At 39.3% G+C, this 18,823-nt stretch carries 17 protein-coding genes; 13 read left to right on the plus strand and 4 right to left on the minus strand.

The genetic code is table 11. The features are described 5' to 3' along the window. The first annotated feature begins 2 nt into the window (after positions 1 to 2). The 8 genes from mraY to EHR06_RS04650 all read left to right on the plus strand — a co-directional run bounded on the left by mraY (position 3) and on the right by EHR06_RS04650 (position 9,655). Positions 3 to 1,115, plus strand: coding sequence for a phospho-N-acetylmuramoyl-pentapeptide-transferase (gene mraY / locus EHR06_RS04615; protein ID WP_135755907.1), 1,113 nt, complete (start codon positions 3 to 5; stop codon positions 1,113 to 1,115). Next, complete coding sequence (locus tag EHR06_RS04620) at positions 1,112 to 2,263, plus strand: FtsW/RodA/SpoVE family cell cycle protein (protein WP_135755908.1); 1,152 nt, start codon at positions 1,112 to 1,114, stop codon at positions 2,261 to 2,263. The genes mraY and EHR06_RS04620 overlap by 4 nt, the downstream gene beginning before the upstream one ends. Beyond that, positions 2,260 to 3,336 (plus strand): UDP-N-acetylglucosamine--N-acetylmuramyl-(pentapeptide) pyrophosphoryl-undecaprenol N-acetylglucosamine transferase, encoded by a 1,077-nt coding sequence (locus EHR06_RS04625; protein WP_135755909.1) that lies wholly within the window; start codon positions 2,260 to 2,262, stop codon positions 3,334 to 3,336. The genes EHR06_RS04620 and EHR06_RS04625 overlap by 4 nt, the downstream gene beginning before the upstream one ends. Further along, positions 3,336 to 4,733, plus strand: coding sequence for a UDP-N-acetylmuramate--L-alanine ligase (murC, locus tag EHR06_RS04630; RefSeq protein ID WP_135755910.1), 1,398 nt, complete (start codon positions 3,336 to 3,338; stop codon positions 4,731 to 4,733). Before EHR06_RS04625 ends, murC begins: the two co-directional genes overlap by 1 nt. 129 nt (positions 4,734 to 4,862) lie before the next feature. Continuing rightward, on the plus strand, positions 4,863 to 5,825 hold the full coding sequence (locus EHR06_RS04635; RefSeq protein WP_135755911.1) for a glycosyltransferase family 2 protein: 963 nt from the start codon (positions 4,863 to 4,865) through the stop codon (positions 5,823 to 5,825). 92 nt (positions 5,826 to 5,917) lie between these two features. Beyond that, on the plus strand, positions 5,918 to 7,051 hold the full coding sequence (locus EHR06_RS04640) for a glycosyltransferase family 4 protein (protein WP_135755912.1): 1,134 nt from the start codon (positions 5,918 to 5,920) through the stop codon (positions 7,049 to 7,051). Positions 7,052 to 7,311: 260 nt separating this feature from the next. Next, positions 7,312 to 7,965 carry an FkbM family methyltransferase gene (locus EHR06_RS04645; protein ID WP_167492269.1) on the plus strand — a complete coding sequence of 218 codons (654 nt, stop codon included), beginning with the start codon at positions 7,312 to 7,314 and terminating at the stop codon, positions 7,963 to 7,965. 46 nt (positions 7,966 to 8,011) lie between these two features. Next, positions 8,012 to 9,655 (plus strand): glycosyltransferase family protein, encoded by a 1,644-nt coding sequence (locus EHR06_RS04650; RefSeq protein ID WP_135755914.1) that lies wholly within the window; start codon positions 8,012 to 8,014, stop codon positions 9,653 to 9,655. Positions 9,656 to 9,722: 67 nt separating this feature from the next. Here the strand turns inward: EHR06_RS04650 and EHR06_RS04655 are convergent, their stop codons facing one another. The 4 genes from EHR06_RS04655 to EHR06_RS04670 all read right to left on the minus strand — a co-directional run bounded on the left by EHR06_RS04655 (position 9,723) and on the right by EHR06_RS04670 (position 13,798). Next, a complete protein-coding gene (locus EHR06_RS04655) occupies positions 9,723 to 10,661 on the minus strand; it encodes a lysylphosphatidylglycerol synthase domain-containing protein (RefSeq protein WP_135755915.1) in 939 nt (312 codons plus the stop codon). Positions 10,662 to 10,733: 72 nt separating this feature from the next. Next, entirely contained in the window at positions 10,734 to 11,852 is a 1,119-nt protein-coding gene (locus EHR06_RS04660; protein WP_135755916.1) for a 5-(carboxyamino)imidazole ribonucleotide synthase, read from the minus strand. After that, a complete protein-coding gene (purE, locus tag EHR06_RS04665) occupies positions 11,849 to 12,337 on the minus strand; it encodes a 5-(carboxyamino)imidazole ribonucleotide mutase (protein WP_086448343.1) in 489 nt (162 codons plus the stop codon). Before purE ends, EHR06_RS04660 begins: the two co-directional genes overlap by 4 nt. Before the next feature lie 63 nt (positions 12,338 to 12,400). Next, positions 12,401 to 13,798, minus strand: coding sequence for a UDP-N-acetylmuramoyl-tripeptide--D-alanyl-D-alanine ligase (locus EHR06_RS04670; RefSeq protein WP_135755917.1), 1,398 nt, complete (start codon positions 13,796 to 13,798; stop codon positions 12,401 to 12,403). Positions 13,799 to 13,889: 91 nt separating this feature from the next. Between EHR06_RS04670 and EHR06_RS04675 the strand changes: the two genes are divergently transcribed. From EHR06_RS04675 to EHR06_RS04695, 5 genes are read left to right on the plus strand one after another with little or no spacing between them, the layout of a single operon-like run. Then, a complete protein-coding gene (locus tag EHR06_RS04675; protein ID WP_135755918.1) occupies positions 13,890 to 14,939 on the plus strand; it encodes a Gfo/Idh/MocA family protein in 1,050 nt (349 codons plus the stop codon). A gap of 4 nt (positions 14,940 to 14,943) precedes the next feature. Next, positions 14,944 to 16,647, plus strand: a complete 1,704-nt coding sequence (locus EHR06_RS04680; protein ID WP_135755919.1) for an ABC1 kinase family protein — start codon at positions 14,944 to 14,946, stop codon at positions 16,645 to 16,647. After that, the gene (locus EHR06_RS04685; protein ID WP_008594863.1) at positions 16,644 to 17,201 is read left to right on the plus strand and encodes a lipoprotein signal peptidase; all 558 of its coding nucleotides are present in this window, start codon (positions 16,644 to 16,646) and stop codon (positions 17,199 to 17,201) included. Before EHR06_RS04680 ends, EHR06_RS04685 begins: the two co-directional genes overlap by 4 nt. A 2-nt stretch (positions 17,202 to 17,203) precedes the next feature. Next, positions 17,204 to 17,731, plus strand: a complete 528-nt coding sequence (locus EHR06_RS04690) for a cyclic nucleotide-binding domain-containing protein (protein WP_135755920.1) — start codon at positions 17,204 to 17,206, stop codon at positions 17,729 to 17,731. After that, a complete protein-coding gene (locus EHR06_RS04695; protein WP_135755921.1) occupies positions 17,724 to 18,818 on the plus strand; it encodes an AI-2E family transporter in 1,095 nt (364 codons plus the stop codon). The genes EHR06_RS04690 and EHR06_RS04695 overlap by 8 nt, the downstream gene beginning before the upstream one ends. Positions 18,819 to 18,823: the final 5 nt, after the last annotated feature.

Below are 18,823 nucleotides of genomic sequence, written 5' to 3' on the forward strand. Positions count from 1 at the left end.
ATATGTTTTATTTTTTATACGAAAGATTTTTCCAAGATCTAGATTCCCTAAGACTTTTCAGCTATGTGACTGTTCGGGCTTTAATGGCCGGATTAACTTCTATGTTCCTTACTTTTTGGTTCGGGGGAAGGGTAATCGATTTCTTACACGGATTAAAATTCAGAGAAAGTGTAAGGGACGACGGACCAAAATCTCATAGCGCCAAGTCTGGGACTCCGACCATGGGTGGCCTGATGATCGTATCCGCCCTGGTCGTATCCGTTCTTCTTTGGGGAAATTTAAGAAATTCTAATATTCTTCTGTTGCTTGCCTGCTCCATTTCTTTTGCTACTCTGGGATTCATTGATGATTATATGAAATCCGTAAAGAAGATCAAGGGTGGAATGAGAGCGCGCACAAAATTTGCTGTTTCCGTAGTTTTGGCCGCGATCTTTTGTATAGTTTTTTTGTATTCTACAGGAGAAGCTCCAAAAGGTACTACCGGTAAAATCCTATTCCATTTGACGGATCTATTCTTGCCTTTCGTAAAGGGTCCGATCCTGTCCTGGGGATATTTAGCGATCCCCTTTTCGATTTTAGTAATATTAGGATCTTCTCATGGAGTCAACCTGACTGACGGTTTAGACGGTCTTGCTGGGGGAACTGCAGGGATCGTGGTTGGGACTCTTGGGTTGATAGCATATGTTTCAGGGACCCCTGTCGCTGCAAATTATCTGAATATTCCTTATCTTCCTCATGCTCATGAGTATAGTGTGTTCCTTGCCGCTTTGACCGGAGCATTGATCGGTTTTCTTTGGTTCAATAGCCATCCTGCACAAGTATTTATGGGAGATACTGGATCTTTGTTTTTAGGAGCAACCATCGGGCTTACTTGTGTAATGTTGAAGAAGGAGATCCTACTCGTTATCTTAGGCGGGATCTTTGTGGCGGAATCCTTGTCGGTAATCCTGCAAGTGGGTTCTTTTAAACTGACCCAAAAGAGAATTTTCAGAATGGCTCCTTTACATCACCATTTCGAGTTGGGTGGAGTTCCTGAAACAAAGGTGGTCATCCGTTTTTGGATCGCAGCCATCATTCTTGCGATCATATCTTTATCTAGTTTAAAAATACAATGAATGCTCTCGGGAGAAAGTTCAAAAATTTTTGGGAATCTCCCGATTCCCCCTTCGATCTTGTCCTAGTCGGATCCGTATTCTTTCTTTTACTTTTCGGAATATGTGTGATGTATTCCAGTTCCTCCGTTACCGCATGGAGAGAATTCCAAGACTCAGAATATTTTCTAAAAAAACAATTGGCCTGGGCGGTCATCGGCCTTGTCGTATTCTTCTTCTTTGCGAATTTTCCTTATAAACGTTTAGAAAGATTCGCGTTAGGCGGAATGATAATTAGCGTTTTACTTTTGATCTTAGTGTTTATTCCTGGGGTTGGAAAATCCGTAGGGACCTACTATGGAAGAAACTTCCATAGATGGATCGGGATCGGACCGTATCAATTACAACCTTCTGAAATTGCAAAGTTAGCGGTGGTAGTTTATTTATCTTCTCTCATCGTAAAATTAAAATTAAAAGAAACTAGAGATCCGAAGAAATTCATTCTTCCTGCAGTTTTGTTGCTCTCGGTCCTGATCCTGATCTTGGCCGAGCCTGCTTTCGGGACCACAATGGAAATTTTATTCGTGGTGATCGCTTTCGTATTCTTATTTGGATTTCCGGTCAGGAACCTTCTTCTTGTGGGTTTGGTATCTCTTCCTTTAGCTTATCTTTTGATCAGCCAAGTAGGATATAGAAGAAAAAGAATGGAAGTTTGGTTGGATCCATACCGCTTCCGTTACGATGAAGGCCATCAATTAGTTACCTCTTTCAGAGCGTTTTTAGATGGAGGTTGGTTTGGAAATAAATTGGCCAGCGGTTACGCACATAGATATCTAACGTATAGTCATACGGACTTCGTTCTTGCTACTTATGTAGAGGACTTCGGATTTATAGGTTTTTTATTTTTTTTCGCTTTGGTAATGATACTTCTTTCCAGAGTTTATGTTCTTCTTAAAAGAGTACAGGATCCTTTCGGTTTTTATCTGGGAGCAGGTTTACTTTTTATTTTAGGAACTCAGTTCGTTATTAATAGTTATGTGGTAACGGGACTATTTCCTATCACGGGGATCAGCTTACCGTTTATGAGCTACGGAGGATCCTCACTTCTCGTGGTTTTGGCGGCCTTCGGAATTCTTGTCAATATAACCAGAAAAGAAAACATAGGCGTATGAGATCGGTATTAATCGCAGCCGGCGGGACCGGGGGGCATATTTCTCCAGGGGTCGCTCTCGCAGAAAGTCTTGTAAGTCGAAAAGATTCCTTAGGTATCTCTAACGTTTTTCTACATTCTCTTATCCGAAATAAGGATAATCCGGATCTAAAACAGGCTCCTTGCGAAGTGATCTGGCATAATATTCCTTCTCTTTCCGGAAATATTCTTTTATTACCTTTTAGATACGTATTCCAACTTGTCCGGTCTTGGATCAAGTTCAGACAATTGGGTGTGGATGCAGTTGTCGGTATGGGTGGATATTCCAGCGTTCCTGCTCTTCTATACGCTGTGATCTTTGGCAAAAAACTCTATCTATGCGAACAGAACTGTATTCCCGGAAAAGTAAATCGTATCTTCTTTAGATTTGCGGACAAGGTCGCTTTTAGTTTTCCTCCTAAGGATACAAAAGTTTCCTGCAGTTGGGAAATATTAGGAAATCCTTTAAGATCCAAAACCGTCCCTAAACTTGCTTTGAAGTTCAGCGAAAAATGGGACCCTAAGAAGAAAAAACAATTTAACGTTTTAGTAATGGGTGGCTCTCAAGGAGCAAGACAGATCAATAATATGGTAGTCAACCTGATGAAACATGAAGTGATCCAGGAAAGATTCCGTTTTAGGATGCTGACCGGAACCGCTCTTTATGACGAGGTTTCCAAAAAGACGAAGGACGCGGATCTGATCTCTTATTCGGATAATATGGCGGAACATTATGATTGGGCCAATCTAGTGATCGCTCGTTCCGGCTCCGGAGTTCTTTCGGAATGTGCGGCTTATGCACTTCCTATGATACTGATCCCTTATCCATTTGCAAAAGACGATCACCAAACTGCGAATGCAAAGTATATGGAAGCAAATGGTGCGGCTGCATTGCTTGAGCAGAGAGATGAGGATGAAAGTAAATTATTTCGCATCTTGGATGAGTTTGCGGAGAAACCTGAACTTTTAAACGAAATGTCTATTAGATCATTAGAATGTTCTCATGTAGAAGCCTCTACTGAAACTGCCGGTTTCTTTTTCGAAAATACCAAATAATGGAAAGTAGGTCTATCCAACAAAGACTGGGATTTTCCAAACCTTTTTTCCTTGGGATCGGAGGTTCCGGTATGTCCAGCCTTGCCCATATATTGGCGGACGCCGGTTTCGAAGTTTCAGGTTATGACGGCAAAAAAAGCCAGGTCACTGAAAACTTAGAGAAGAAGGGAGTAAAAATATTCTCCAAACTTTCCGAACTTGGAGAGAATAGTGAATACGACGCTGCTATTTATTCTTCTGCGATCCGTTTGGATTCTCATCCGATCGCCATATTCTTTAAGCAAAAAGGAATTCGGTTTTTTCATAGATCGGAAGTATTGCATTTTTGTTTCGAGCACCTGACTTGTATCGCAGTTGGAGGTTCTCACGGAAAAACTACAACCACTGCGATGACCGCACATATACTCGATGATCTGGGATATTCTCCTTCCGTTATGGTAGGGGGTGATGTTTCCTTTTTAAATGGAGTCGGTGGAAGGTTCTCTTCGGGTAAGATTGGAGTTTTTGAGTCTGACGAATCCGACGGTACATTCTTAAATCATAAAGCACAAGTGCGTATCCTCACGAATATAGATGAGGATCATCTGGACTTCTATCATACTAGAGAAAAATTATTGGAGGCATTCTCCCAATTTATTTCCTCCGGGACCCATACTGTGGTTTTGGATCTGGATGATCCCGGAATCGCGGATTGTCTAGAACTAATACAAGATAAATCTAAAATTTTCGGATTTACTTCTTCTTCAAATCCGACCAGTAAAGCGATCGGCTTAAAGAATTTAGTACATTATAAAATAGAAAATAAGAAACTGATATTCTTTATGGGTGGAAAAGAATTCGAAATCAGTTCCAGATTTCCAGGAAAACATTATCTTACGAATTCACTCGCAGGAGTTCTCGCCGCCTATTCATTAGGAGCAGATCCTAAAGAGGCCGCTAAATCCGTTTCCGGATATGCAGGAGTCAAACGAAGATTAGAGTATATCGGAAATAAAAATGGAGTGGATATATATGATGACTACGGCCATCATCCAACCGAAGTCCAAGCAGTTCTTTCTTCTATCAGAGAGTTATCGGGAGGAAGGGGAAAGCCGGTGATCTTATTTCAACCTCATAGATATACTCGGACCCAAAATTTATACCAGGACTTCGCCAGAAGTTTGGACCAAGTAGAGACAGTTCTACTTCTTCCGATATACTCTGCTGGAGAAGACCCAATCCCTGGTGTCTCTTCCGAACTCATCGCCGACAAAATGAGGATAAGGCCCAAAATCCTTTCAGGAAATTTGGGAGCAGATCTTTCCATGTTAAAAGAAGTGCTTAAATCCGGAGATGTATTCGTAAGTTTAGGTGCGGGAAATGTTCGAGAATGGGGACTTGAATTCTTGAAGTCCTAAATTTTATTTTAGAATTTCTAATAGTTTATTCCTTACTTAAAGAACAGCGCTAGGTCTTTATTCTAAATCGGATCATCTTAAAAAGTATTGGACGAATCATGAAAATCGCTCATTCTGACAAGCAGTAGAATGAAGTTAGTAATTAATATCCCTTGCTATAACGAGGAAAAAACTCTTTCTACGGTGCTTGCCGAGATCCCCAAAAAGATCCCCGGTATTAAAACGATAGAAGTTCAGATCGTCGACGACGGTTCTACAGATCGCACCACAGAGATTGCCGCATCATACGGTTGTAAAATTATTTCCCACAGAAAGAATTTAGGGCTCGGAAGAGCATTCAAGTCCGGAGTGGAAGCTGCCTTGGAAAGTGGTGCAGACATTTTTGTAAACACTGACGCGGACAATCAGTATCCTTCTTCTTATATTCCCGATCTAATCGCTCCAGTCGCGAGTGGCTCTGCGGACATTATTATCGGAAATCGAGTGCCATGGACTGTGGAACATTTTTCTCCTTTAAAAAAGATTCTACAATGGTTCGGAAATCTAATCGTTCGAAATTTGATTGGCACTGATATTCCGGACACCGTATCCGGGTTTAGAGCCTATTCTAGAGAAAGTCTTTTAAGATTGAATGTAACCACTAAGTTCTCTTACGTTTTAGATACGATTGTGCAAGCAGTTAAAATGGATCTGACTGTTTCTTCTATCCCGATACCTACAAATCCACCAACTAGAAAATCCAGATTGTTTAAGAATATTTTCCAACATATGTGGAAGTCTGGAACTTCTTTGGTAAGGTTACTGATTATATATAGACCTTTTCAATTTTTTGGTGTCTTGGCAGTTACTTCTTTTATTCCTGCATTGGCCATCGCGATCCGGTTTTTGATCTTTTTTTACTTAGGGATCGGAAAAGGGCATGTGCAGTCTTTATTGTTTGCCGTGGTATTAGTGATTATTTCCGGATTGTTCCTAGTCTCTGCAATTATAGCTTTTTTGATTGGAATGAATCGCAAATTGAATGAAGAGATCTTGTATCACGAAAAGAAAAGGACCTTCGGTCTTTCTTCTAAAACTAAGGCTGCAAAATAAAGAAGGTAACGATCGATATTCCGAACGGACCTTTCGATCAAAAAGCCTAATGTATTCTTTGAATAATTTAAAACGTACTTTTGGGAATGAATATGAAAAAGGAAAATGGGACTAAACCTAAGATCACCTTATTCGGCCCAATGCCTCCTTTTAGAGGAGGCATATCCCAATACACGTTTCAGCTTCAGAAAGTGTTAGGAAAAGAATCAGATCTAACTACGATTTCATTTCGTAGGCAATATCCTGGCTTCTTGTATCCAGGGAAATCAGATTTCGATCCTTTTTTCAACGGACAAGGAATGGGAAATGTATTCTATCTTATCGACGCCTTAAATCCTTTTTCTTTAGTTAAGGCTGTAAACTTTGTAGTGAAAAGTGGATGTGAGTTTGCGATATTGTCTTGGTGGACTTTATTTTGGGCTCCTGGGTTTGCTTTCATTTCTTCTCGTTTGCGAAAGAAAGGAATTAATACCATTTTCTTATGCCATAACTTATTTGATCATGATTCGGGGTTTCTGAAGAAGTTCATTACGAAAATTTTAATTAGAAATGTGGACGGATATTTAGTTCATAGCTCTGAACAAAAAGCCATATTAAATTCGATATTTCCCGATAAGATTGTATTGCAAAATCCTCATCCTATATATCAACAATTCCCGGCTCCCAAAGGTCTTTTAAAGTCACGAGGTAGACTAGAACTTCTTTTTTTCGGATTCATTCGCCCTTACAAAGGGTTGGATCTTTTGTTAGAAGCTTTGGCTATGTTGAACGATCCTGAAATTTATTTAACAATAGTGGGAGAATCCTGGCGAGATCCTAATGAGTTGATCTGTTATTCAAGAGAGTTAGGACTTAAGAATGTGGAATTTCATTTGGAATATACTGATGAAAGTTTAGTATCTGAATTTTTTCATCGCGCGGATCTAGTAGTTCTACCATATCGTTCAGCTACTGGGAGTGGAGTAGCGACTATTGCTTATCATTACGAAAAACCGATATTGGCGACTCGAGTCGGAGGATTTTTGGATACAATCATTGATGGAGAAACAGGCTTTTTAATTGAAGCAGGTCGTCACGATCTTATTGCGGAAAGGATCCGTTCCCTTTCCAGAAAATCCTTAGAAAAGATGAAGCCTTCGATCCGGAATTATAAAAGAAAATTTACTTGGGAAAGTATGGTTTCAAAAATTTTAGAGTTTCATTCCATATTCTGTAAAAAAAGATAAACTGCTTTTATTCTAATCGGTTTCTATAGCGAAAATGAAAAAATCAAAGCCGAAGCTGTTATGGGATTGAGTAAATTGGCGAAAAGTTTAACCCGAAAATCTCTGCTAAAGATGATTCCAAATACAAAAAAGTTGTATTAAAATATGATGATCAAGCTAAATACCTTAATCTTACCAGTCTTCGTATGAACACATTTCAGAAAATAATTCGAAAACTTGAACCATTGGAGGGCCTAATTCCGAAACAGGCTCGCCTTCCAATGCGTTATTACATTCAAAAATTTATAGGTGTATACGAAAAGGAATTGGATATTTTATCTCAAATAGTTCCTAAAGCGGGTATAGCGATTGATGTCGGTGGAAATAAAGGAATTTATGCTTATGCTCTATCGAAAATAGCGAATGAAGTGGTTTGCTTCGAGCCTCTTAAAGAATGTGCTGAATATATTTTAGAATACGGTTCTAGTAAGATCATTGTTAAACAATTAGCTCTATCGGATGAAGTCGGAGAATTCACCTTATACGTCCCTATTATAGAAAGACGAGTGATATCAACGAGAGCCTCATTGATTAAGCCAGACGGGGATAGTGAAGCTAGGAAAATTCAAATTTCTAAATTGGATTCTTTTCATTTTCCCAAAGTTGATTTTATTAAGATTGATACAGAAGGGAGTGAAGCCTCTGTTTTGAGAGGGGCAGCTGGAATTTTAAAAAAATTTAAACCTTCTTTGCTCGTAGAAATAGATATCAATCGACATTCCGAAAAATCATTTTTAGAAGTTTTTTCTTACATAAAAGAATTCGGCTATTTAGCTTACATTCTAAACTCAGGAAGGCTGATAGAAAGTGTTGATCATTTAAAAGATGGACAGAGCAAATACAATTTTATTTTTTTACCCGACAACGCTATATGAAGATCTTCCTGGGTTTATATCGCATCTAATTGAATAAGGAATTGGCATGAAAATATTAATTTTACTTAAGAATTATTTTTTAAAATATGATAACTTATTTTTTACTCTGCTAATTCTTATCCTGGTCTCCCATGCACATTCGAATCGTTTTATTCAGGATGATGCATATATTTCTTATCGATATGCAGAGAACTTTGCTAATGGGATCGGACTAGTATTTAATCAAGGGGAACATGTTGAGGGATATACTAATTTCCTCTGGACTGTGATTATTTCGTTAGGAATTCTCTTTGGCGCGACCCCCGAAAGTTTTTCTATTTTTGTAGGATTATTTTTTTTATTAATCACATTATATATCTATAAATATATTTCGAAATTCTCTATCGGAGATAGGTTGATAGAATTATGTTTTCTTGGAGCTCTCGGGTTCACATATTCTTTTTCAGCTTATGCTACTGGAGGATTAGAAACTTCATTATTAACCTTGCTAGTTTCAATTTCAATATTATTAGCGGCTAAGATTTTAAAGGATCCGAATAACTCCTTAAAATGGTTCCCAATGCTTGGGCTTATCTTCGCGTCAATGATCTTGACGCGCCCGGATTCTGCATTGATCTGTTCGGTTGTTTCGTTATTCTTAATTTTTTATACAGGTTTGAATCATGAACGGAGACATGTTTTATTTTCGGTTTACGGGTTTTTACTATTGACCCTTGCTTTTTTTGTAATTATAGGTCCTTGGTTAATTTGGAAAATTAATTTTTATGGAACTATATTCCCGAATACGGCTAAAGCGAAGATTGTAGGAATAAATCCTTATGTTCTCTTTATGGGGGGAGAATACCTTAATAATTTTATAAAAATTTATTGGTTAGGTCCATTGCTGGTTTATGGAACTATAATATATTTCGCAAAGTTAAGATCTTTTTCTCCTGCTGGTCATCTGGGGATTCTTATTTTTTTTATTCAGAGTTTCTATATAGTTCTGATCGGTGGCGACTTTATGGAGTTTCGTTTTTTTATTCCATTTATTCCTCCGCTGATTTTATTTCTTTTTGAATCTGCATCCTTGGCTGAACATAAAAAAGTATTTTCATCGGTAATTGCTCTCTCTATTATCAGCGCTTCTTTTATTTTTCGAAATGCCGATCGAAATGGTAGAATTGAAAGATTTCCGACTGGAATTGAAACTGTACATAGGCTAAAAACTAATCTTACTCGACCTGAAACTGATTGGATAACCGTAGGAAAGATGCTAAATCGATCTTTTCCGGATAGAAACATTAAGATTGCAAGTATGCCTGCTGGAGCGATTCCTTATTTTTCTAAATTATATTCGATTGATATGTTGGGCCTTAATGATTCTAATGTTGATAATAGAGAATACTTTGGGGTCAATCCTTGGGGGAAGCCAGGACATCGTTTTTTTGCAAAATTTGGATATTTAAGAAAACAGGGTATCAATTTAGTCATTGGAAATGGTGCTATAAGATTTACTTCTCTTCCTATTGAATCTGACTTAAGATTCTTTCTCCCTTTTATATCCGATGAGGAAATCACTAGTGTGGATCGAAGCAGAATCGTCAAAATTCCTATCGATGGAGATAGAAGTTTAATTGCACTTTATTTAAATGATTCACCTTTAATAGATGCATATATTAAAGAAGGAAAATGGATCTTGAATCGATAGTTGTCAAAAATTTACATAATTCAACTTTTACTACCTTCGCAGTTGTAGCAAGTAATGATAGAATATATTAATCGTTATCTAGATACTTCTTTTTTAGAGACCACGATATTAAGAAAACTATTCCGTCTCCAATTGTACAGATAAATCTAAATATGATCGCGATCCCTAATGTGACTGACGAATCATATTGAGTCGAGAGCCCGTTTATAAGAGCGGCATCGCGAATACCTAAACCTGCTGGAGAGCCAGGAAGAATATAGCCTAAAATCCAAGACGCAGTAAAAATACTTATTAAGAAAAATATATTTTGATTTATCTGGTCAAATATGAGCCAGGCTATCATGTAAAGGATGATTCCGCAATTTGTAAAGGAGGCTATATTAAGCAAGGTCACTTTGGGAATTGTTGAAAATTTAGGTATTTGTAACTCTTCTCCACCAGTCAGCTTGCGGAGCCAAGTAAATTTGTTATGATTGAGGATGGGGATCACAAACTTTGGAGCAATGATTGATAAAAATATAATACCTATCAGGAAAATGATATATGGTAAAAAATTTGAATATTCTATTTCTTTTAAATAGAGAAGCCCAAAAATACCAACTGATAAACCGCTAGCGGTTAAAACGACAGTTTCTGTAAATATTGTTTGAAGCGAAATTGCAATAGGTATCGAATGCCCTTTCGCTAAAAATACTCTTCCGAAATGATGGCCGACATTTCCTGGAAGATATTTGCCAAATTGTGTGAGAGAAGAGATGTGGACAATTTTAGTTTTGGAAAGTTTTACGTTATGATCCCGGAGAAGTATCGACCAGTTTAGTCCTCCTAATATTATATTTATTGAGTATAATATCAAAGAGATGCATGAACAAAGGATAAATTTCGAATCAAGCCGGATTTCTGGCATTTTTTCTAAATGGTTTTTTAGAAAGAAGATAAAATATAAAATTGCTGCTCCGGTTAATAATAATTTTGTCGCTAATAAAATTCTCTTTCTGTTAAACATAAATTTTTATTTTGGCCTATCTGGCTGAAATGAATTTGAAAAACTTTTTGAATGACGTTGGAGTTCCAATCCTTAAAACGCCTTCTCCCCTCCGTTCCCCACATAATTCCAATGGCCCATCTTACGATCCTGTCTAGGATCCGACTTACCGTAAAGATGAAGAGTGTATCTTTCATCGGAAAGATACTTCGCCCAAAGAGCGGAATCAGGAAGATAATCCTGCCCTAAGATATTTTTCATGGAAGAAGGTTGAGAAGAAAGTTCGGAAGGAAATGGAAGTCCGGTAAGACATCTCAATTGAAGTTGGAACTGAGAAATATTGGCTCCATTTTGGGAAAAATGACCCGAGTTATGAGGTCTTGGTGCGAATTCGTTCAGAACGATCTTATCACCTTTGATAAAAAATTCTAATCCGAATACACCAACGTAATCGATTCCCTCTGCGAGTATTTTGGCTGATCCTATCATTTGTTTTTTGATAGAGTCGGAAAAATTTCCGGGATGAATGGTCGTATCCAAAATATGATTTTTATGAATATTTTCAGAAGGAGAATAACAAAGTATATTTCCTTTTTGATCTCTTGCTAAGATCACCGAACCTTCTTTATCGAACTCATACCATTCTTCTAAGATCAGATCCAATGGTTCTTGTCCGAGTGAACCGACCCATGCCCTGAATTCTTCTTTGGTTTTGAATTTGGTTTGTCCTTTTCCGTCATAACCGAAGGAAGAAGTTTTTAATACAGCAGGGAATTTGGAAGTCTCCGCCGCTTTCGTTGCTTCTGCCTTATTTGTGATCGGATAAAAAGGTACAGTAGGAAGTCCTAATTTAGTAAATAATGTTTTTTCTCTGATCCTATGTTGTGCGATCCTAATACATTCCGGACTTGGGAAAACAGGAAGGGAATTTTTTTTAGAATATTCGGAGATAAAATTTAGTTCTGCTCCCGGTATATTCTCGAATTCGAATGTAAGCGCGTCTATGGACTTTAAAAATATTTGAAGTGAATTTTCGTCTTCGTACGGGGCGACCGTTTCGGCAGCTCCTACCAAGGAAGCAGGACTGTTTCTTTCCGGAGAATAAACGGATACCTGATAACCCATTCGGATCGCTTCTTGGGCGAACATTCTTCCGAGCTGTCCTGATCCCATCACTCCAAGCCTTGCAGGAGGAACTAGAATTTTTGTCATATTAGATCTTTGTTCTTGGACAACGCTTCTTCTCTGATATCGTTTCTGTATTGTTCCAATTTTTGTGATAATGTTTCGTCTTGCAGGGACAATATTCTTGCGGCGAGTAGTCCTGCGTTTTTTGCTCCTGCTGTTCCGATTGCAAGTGTTCCCACAGGAACTCCTCCCGGCATCTGCACTATGGATAATAAACTGTCCATTCCGGATAGGGCCTTACTTTGTACTGGCACTCCGAGCACCGGTAAGGTAGTGAGAGAAGCCACCATTCCAGGAAGATGAGCTGCTCCACCTGCGCCTGCGATGATGATCTCAAAACCTTTGGATCTTGCAGATTTAGAAAATTCGAATAATAACTCTGGAGAACGATGTGCGGATACGATTTCCGTATGAGATTCTATCCCGAATTGTTTCAAGATGGAGACTGCTTCTTTCATGGTCTCCCAATCGGAACTGCTTCCCATTATAATAGCTACTTTCGTTTTCACACTAGCAAATTCCTTTAAGATCGATCCAACGGCAAGCCCGAAAACATTTTAAGGACCGTCGGTTTATGAATTTAATTCTTCTACGACCCTTTCTAATTTCATTCCTCTAGAGGCTTTTGCTAATAGATAAGAGCCGGGAGGCACTTCTTTGCGGATCGTCTCCACTAAATTTTTGAGTCCTTCTTCGTCGCCTGGAAAGGAGAAGGATAGAAGTCCCCGACTTGCCTTTTTTTGGAAACTCTTGAGTGCATGAGAAGATTCCGTTCCGAATAGGAAGAGTCCTTTGCAGTTCTTTAGATCCGCCGCAAAACTTCCGATCTCGGTATGGAACTTTCGGGAATAATTTCCTACTTCTTTCATGTCTCCTAGTACTGCGTAAAATCCTTCTTCTCCTGCAATTTGAGAACATGCTTCCAGAGAAGATAACATGGATTCTCTATTTGCGTTGTATGTATCGTTTAGGATTTTATAATTTCCTACTTGGAAATCCAATCGTTTGTCACCGGATCTGAAATTTTTGATCCCGTTCTGTATCCATTCCGTAGGAGTCCCAACTTCTTCCAAAACCGAAATACATAACGCAAGATTTTCCAGTAATTTGATGCCGGGGAGACTCCAATCTAATATAGAATTTAAAAATGAGATCTTAAATCCTTCTCGATTGGTTTCTACGATTTCTATTCTTCTTTTAAGCGGAACTGATTTGAATTTAATCCCGTAACGCAGGCATCTTCGTTTTAGAAAATTCTTATATTCTCCCGTTTCAGGGTAGAACAATATTCCGCCTTTATACATTCCTTCCAAGACTTCCGCTTTTGCTTTTGCGATCCCTTTATGAGATCCCAATAATTCTATATGTGCCGTTCCTATGGTAGTGATGATGGAATAATCCGGCCTTGCCATTTTGGTCAGCCTGGAAATTTCTCCTGCATGGTTCATTCCCATCTCGCATACTACATATCTTGTCTTTGGATTGATATTAAATAATGTGAATGGAACTCCTATCTCATTATTATAGTTTTTTTCAGTGACCAGTAAACCTTCTTCCAATGGTGAAAGACAAGAGGATAAGATCTCTTTTGTGGTGGTCTTTCCGCTGGAACCTGTGACTGCGATCAGTATCGGATTAAATCTAGATCTATGAAATGTAGCAAGTTTTCCTAACGCGAGTAATGTGTCCTTTACTTGGATGGATCTTGATCTTTGTTCAGGAGTGAGACTTTCTAAAACTGGATGATCCTTTTCACATAAAAAATAAGAGGCTCCTTTTTCCAAGGCATCCGATATAAATTCGTGTCCGTCCCTGTTTCCTCTTAAAGGTACGAATAAGGTCCCAGGTTCCACCATTCCGGATGCAGTGCTGATACTTTTGATCTCTGATTCTTTTTGAAAGGAGAAGTCGGACGGACTTTGTAATACCCTTCTTATTGTTTCCGGATCGTATTGGAATGGTGCTTTCATCAGACCCAATATCTTCCTGCCTAAAATACTCGCAGTCTATTTTTAAAAATTCCTCTTGCAGACATCCGGTTCCGGTTTTCAAATATGCGGGATGCGAAAGACCAAGGTTGTTTTAATCGGTTTAGGAAGGATCGCTTCTTCCTTGGAAAAAGATCCGTATAGATCTAAACCCTGCACTCATTCCGGGGTCCTATTCTCTTCTTGGGGCAAAAAAAATTTTGAATTTATAGGCGGAGTCGATCCCAATCCGGATAAAAGGGAAAAGTTTCACAAGCAGTGGAAACTTTCCGACCAGTTGACCTTCTCCAGTCCGGATCAATTGCCTTCTAAATATAAACCTGATCTTGCGATCATCGCGAGCCCTTCCGAATCTCATTATAGAAATGCGTTAGAGTGGATCGAAAGAGGTGTTAAAAATTTTCTGATCGAAAAACCGGTTTGTGAAACTTTTGTACAGGCAAAGGACCTGGAAAAAATTTCCCGCAAAAAAGGGATACGGATTTGGATCAATCATGAGAGAAGATACCATCCTAAATATGATTGGGCGAAGAAGGTCCTGGACTCTCAAAAATACGGACCGATCCGCACCATTCGAGCATCCGTTTTGACTTCCGCTCTGGCTCCGGGCAGGGCATTCCAAGGCAGGACCGGTCCTCTATTCCATGATGGAACTCATGCGGTGGATTTGATCTATTGGTTTTTAGGAAAACCGGATCGGATCCGTTCTTCTTTGACTAGAAGAAAGGGGATCCCGATAGAGGATAGGGCGCTTGCGTTCTTGGAATATAAATCCGGGCCGACAGTGTTTTTGGAAGCCGGGGGAATGAGGAAGTATTTCCAATTCGAAATGGATATTATGACTTCCGAGGCCCGTATCCTTCTATCCAACGATGGTATGAGACTTTTCGTTTCCAAACCTTCTAAGAAGTACAAGGGATTTAATAGTTTGACGGAAGTCTCATTTCCCGAAAAATCATTCCTCGGATCGAACCCTTTCATGAACCTTTATAAAGAAATACGAAATGTTCTTACGGGGAAGTCGGAAAGAATGACCGGGGATATCGGAGAAAATTTAGGCATCATGGAACTTCTACATAAGATCAAAACCGGCGCCGAAATCAGAACGGTTTCGGAAATCTAATCGTATGCCTGCAAGTTCCCAAACCACAAATTCAAATCAATTGCCTTCCTATTCCGCGAGAGGAAGATATTATCGTGGCAGCTTCTTTCTTTGGAAAAAAATATTTAGTCTATTCTGGTATTATAAATTTGTAAGATTATTCCTTTCTTCCAAATCAAGAGAAGAAAGAGAATTAGAATTTTATAAATCGCTGGGCTTGGAGTGCAGGGACTTCTTCCTGAAAATGGGAGGAGTATACGTAAAAGTCGGCCAGTATTTTGCATCACTCGCTCATCTATTCCCCGAAAGTTTCACGGAAGCCTTACAGGACTTACAGGATAGAGTTCCTCCCCATCCTTTTTCAGAAATTAAGGAAAGATTTAAAAAAGAATTCGGAAAAGAGATCGCAGAAGTGTTTCCGGATATTTCAGAAGCACCTTTAGCATCCGCTTCGATCGCTCAGGTACATTCGGCTACTTTTAAAGGCGAAAAAGTAGCGGTTAAAATTTTATATCCGGGAATCGAAGATATTATCGAAAAAGATCTGAAGGCGGTCCGTAAGTTCCTAAAGAGGATCAATCGTTTCCTGGTCACATTCGATTTTAAAATAGTTCATAAGGAAATTGCAAAGTTAGTAGGAAGAGAAACGGATCTTCGTCTAGAGGCTGAGTCCATGGATCGTATGGCCAGATATTTTGCAGAAGAGCCCGATTATGTTTTTCCTAAGCTGATCCCTGATTGGAGCGGCAAGAGTGTTTTGACCGCTCAGTTTATAGAAGGGAAACGTATCACTCAAGCAGGCACATTAAAAAAAGGACAAGCAAAGTCCAGACCCGTAGATCTTTTGATCCGAGCTTATATTCTTATGATATTCGAATATAGGTTTTATCATGCGGATCCTCATCCGGGAAATATGATCTATACTCCCGATGAAAAACTTTGTTTTATAGATTTCGGAGCGGTAGGAGAGATCCCTCCCAGCCAGGCTATCGCTCTTAGAAAGATCATACTTTGCGCAATGACAAAGGATTATCCTGCACTTGTCGAGGCTTTAGACGAGTTAGGACTTGTTTCTAAAAAGGCTGATAGAGAGAAGTTGGAAGAAGTGGTCCGTTATTCCATGGAAAAACTTTCCAAGTTCTTATCCGATACGGATTCATTTAAGAATATAAAGTTCGAACAGATCCATACACCCGAAGATCTGAAATTTTTAAAAGAGATCAATTCAAGTCTTCGCGGACTTCTACGAATGATCCAATTGCCTACCTCTCTTGTTCCATTGGAAAGAGTTCTTGGTCTTCTTGTCGGAATTACCGCAAACCTGGATCCTTATCGTACTGTTTTGGATTATGGTGAAAAACCTTTCAAAAGTTTGGTCTTCCAAGGAGAGAACCAATGGCAGAAGGTTCTGGTCCAGGAAGGTGGCATCTGGGGCCAGGCTGTTTCTTTGCCTGGAGAATTATTACAGGCTGTTAAAAATTTAAACCGAGGCAAGCAGTCCTATAAACTTCCGGATCTGGAACAACATACTAAGAAGATGTATTCTTTAGGTCATCAGATCATCTCTTCTGCATTTGTAATTTTCGGTATCCATTATGGAACGGATAGAATGGACAAGGGGATCGAAACACAAGCAATGGTGGCTTACGGAGTATCCGTTTTCTTCGGAATCCTCCTTGCTCTATCCGTTATCAAAAATAAATTCAGCTCTAAAAGGAATCGTCAGTGAAATATTTCGAAAAGAAATTCTTAGAGGTATACCCGCCTATCTTCATCATCAGTGTAATTGTTGGAACAGTTATAGATCTGGTTACCAAATACATCGCTATACTATATCTAAGACCTCATAACCCGATCGAACTGCTTGGGGATTTTTTCCGTTTAACCCTGACATTCAATACAGGTTTTGTGATGGGTCTCTTCCAAGGATTTCCAAGAACCTCTTTGGCTCTGACTGCAGTCGCGATCTTAGTGCTCATCGCATATCGTTGGAAAAATTCAGACCTAGGACATCCTGCGGGTTGGGCTCTTGTAATGTCCGGAGCATTCGGGAATTTTATAGATAAGTTTTTTGTGAAAATTATAGGGATCGGAGCTGAGTTCGGATTCGTAGAAAATCGTTACGAAGGAAGATTTATCGGAGTTGTGGACTTCTTAGACTTCGATTGGCCGAACTGGCTTTTGATCGATAGATGGCCTGCATTCAACTTCGCAGACTCCTGCGTTAGCGTAGGATTGGTGATCCTGATCCTTACCATGAAAATCGAAGAGGATAAGAAGTAGTTTTGAATTTCCTACAACTCCCCATATGGAAAAAGATCATAAAGAAAAAAGGGACTTCCAACCCGGAGATCATACGTTTCCTCCGAGAAACCTCCGTATTCGGAAAGTTAAAAAGAAGGACCTTACACGAGATCGCAAGATTAGTTCACGTTAGACAGTATTCCGAGGGAGAGGAAATTTTCAGACAGGGAGAAGCCGGAGCCGGATTTTACATGATCTTCGACGGAAAGGTCGCTATCCGTTCCGTTAGGGACGGGATAGAATTGGATCTGGCTCATTTAGACCAGCATTCATTCTTCGGAGAACTTTCCTTATTCTCAGAGGAGAGAAGGACGGCAACTGCAATCGCTCAGGAGCCTTCTACATTGCTCGGGTTTTTCCAACCAGACCTGAAAGAAATTATAGAGACGAAACCTAAGATTGGGATCGAGATACTTTTAAGTCTCACCGGAGTTGTAGTAGAAAGACTCCAGAAAACCAACCAGCTATTGGAAAAAGCATATTATAAGGGCAAACAAAAAAATGCCTGATACGAAACCGCTTTCTACATACGTAATCCGATTTATATTTTTCTTTTTGGTCGGAGCGGCCATCTTATTTTTCGTGATCGGTCTGCAGCTTCTTGTAGTTCCGATCGCACTTTCCTTAATTTTGTTCTATATATTTAATGGAAGTATAAACTATTTTGAAACGCTGGGAGTGCCCAGGATCCTTTCAGTTGCGATCCTTATATTTTTGCTTTGTCTTCCTATATATCTGATCGCGACAGAAGTTGCACCTCCTATCGTTTCCACTTTGCAGCCTATCATGAAGAACTGGAAACAGGATATAGATGATGCAAAGTTTAAGTATTTGGTAGTCGGTTTCCAACTTAGATTCAACGATTATCCTGCGAGCTGGGAAGACACGATCCGCCCTGATGAATTGGTAAAACAGGCGGCTGAATTGATCCACGCTCAAGTAAGCGGTATAGTTTCCGTAATTCCTACATTGATCGGATATTTGGTGGTCACACCATTATTTGCATTCTTGTTTTTGTTAAACGGGAACGGAGTGTATAAGAATATAATCAGTCTTGTACCTAATCGTTATTTTGAAATGACCATAATGGTAGCTGCAAAGATCAACGAACAGATCACCAATTATTTGAGAAGTTTGGTAATCCAAAGTGCGATCATTACCGGGATATCCATGATCGGTTTTTATGTGATCGGCTTAAAGTTCTTTTATATCTTTGCCTTATTTGCCGGGATTGCAAACTCAATTCCATATTTAGGACCTATTATCGGGATGGTCCCTCCATTATTCATGACCTTGACCCAGGGGGCGGGAATTTTTAATCCGAATGGAATCAATGAAGGAATGGGAATGTATGAACTGATGGTTGCGATCTTGGTTGTAGTGCTGATCGCACAAGCAGTAGATAACTTCTTCGTTCAACCCGTTATCATTTCGGACGCAGTTTCTTTACATCCGATCATTGTTGTAGGCGCTGTTACCGTTGGAGGAAGTTTGCTCGGGATAGCAGGGATGCTTGTGGCGGTTCCGCTTGCTGCGATCCTGAAAGTGACGATCGCTTCTCTTTATAGATCCATGAAAGACCATAAGCTGCTTTGAACAAA

The organism is Leptospira dzoumogneensis (assembly GCF_004770895.1).
Lineage (GTDB): Bacteria > Spirochaetota > Leptospiria > Leptospirales > Leptospiraceae > Leptospira_B > Leptospira_B dzoumogneensis.

What these genes read in the sequence shown, in the direction of transcription:
- murC (WP_135755910.1), top strand. Translation starts at nt 3,336, where the DNA reads ATGGAAAGTAGGTCTATCCAACAAAGACTGGGATTTTCCAAACCTTTT.
- EHR06_RS04675 (WP_135755918.1), top strand. Translation starts at nt 13,890, where the DNA reads ATGCGAAAGACCAAGGTTGTTTTAATCGGTTTAGGAAGGATCGCTTCT.
- EHR06_RS04635 (WP_135755911.1), top strand. Translation starts at nt 4,863, where the DNA reads ATGAAGTTAGTAATTAATATCCCTTGCTATAACGAGGAAAAAACTCTT.
- EHR06_RS04650 (WP_135755914.1), top strand. Translation starts at nt 8,012, where the DNA reads ATGAAAATATTAATTTTACTTAAGAATTATTTTTTAAAATATGATAAC.
- EHR06_RS04620 (WP_135755908.1), top strand. Translation starts at nt 1,112, where the DNA reads ATGAATGCTCTCGGGAGAAAGTTCAAAAATTTTTGGGAATCTCCCGAT.
- EHR06_RS04660 (WP_135755916.1), bottom strand. Translation starts at nt 11,852, where the DNA reads ATGACAAAAATTCTAGTTCCTCCTGCAAGGCTTGGAGTGATGGGATCA.
- EHR06_RS04640 (WP_135755912.1), top strand. Translation starts at nt 5,918, where the DNA reads ATGAAAAAGGAAAATGGGACTAAACCTAAGATCACCTTATTCGGCCCA.
- EHR06_RS04655 (WP_135755915.1), bottom strand. Translation starts at nt 10,661, where the DNA reads ATGTTTAACAGAAAGAGAATTTTATTAGCGACAAAATTATTATTAACC.
- EHR06_RS04670 (WP_135755917.1), bottom strand. Translation starts at nt 13,798, where the DNA reads ATGAAAGCACCATTCCAATACGATCCGGAAACAATAAGAAGGGTATTA.
- mraY (WP_135755907.1), top strand. Translation starts at nt 3, where the DNA reads ATGTTTTATTTTTTATACGAAAGATTTTTCCAAGATCTAGATTCCCTA.
- EHR06_RS04680 (WP_135755919.1), top strand. Translation starts at nt 14,944, where the DNA reads ATGCCTGCAAGTTCCCAAACCACAAATTCAAATCAATTGCCTTCCTAT.
- EHR06_RS04625 (WP_135755909.1), top strand. Translation starts at nt 2,260, where the DNA reads ATGAGATCGGTATTAATCGCAGCCGGCGGGACCGGGGGGCATATTTCT.
- EHR06_RS04695 (WP_135755921.1), top strand. Translation starts at nt 17,724, where the DNA reads ATGCCTGATACGAAACCGCTTTCTACATACGTAATCCGATTTATATTT.
- EHR06_RS04645 (WP_167492269.1), top strand. Translation starts at nt 7,312, where the DNA reads ATGCGTTATTACATTCAAAAATTTATAGGTGTATACGAAAAGGAATTG.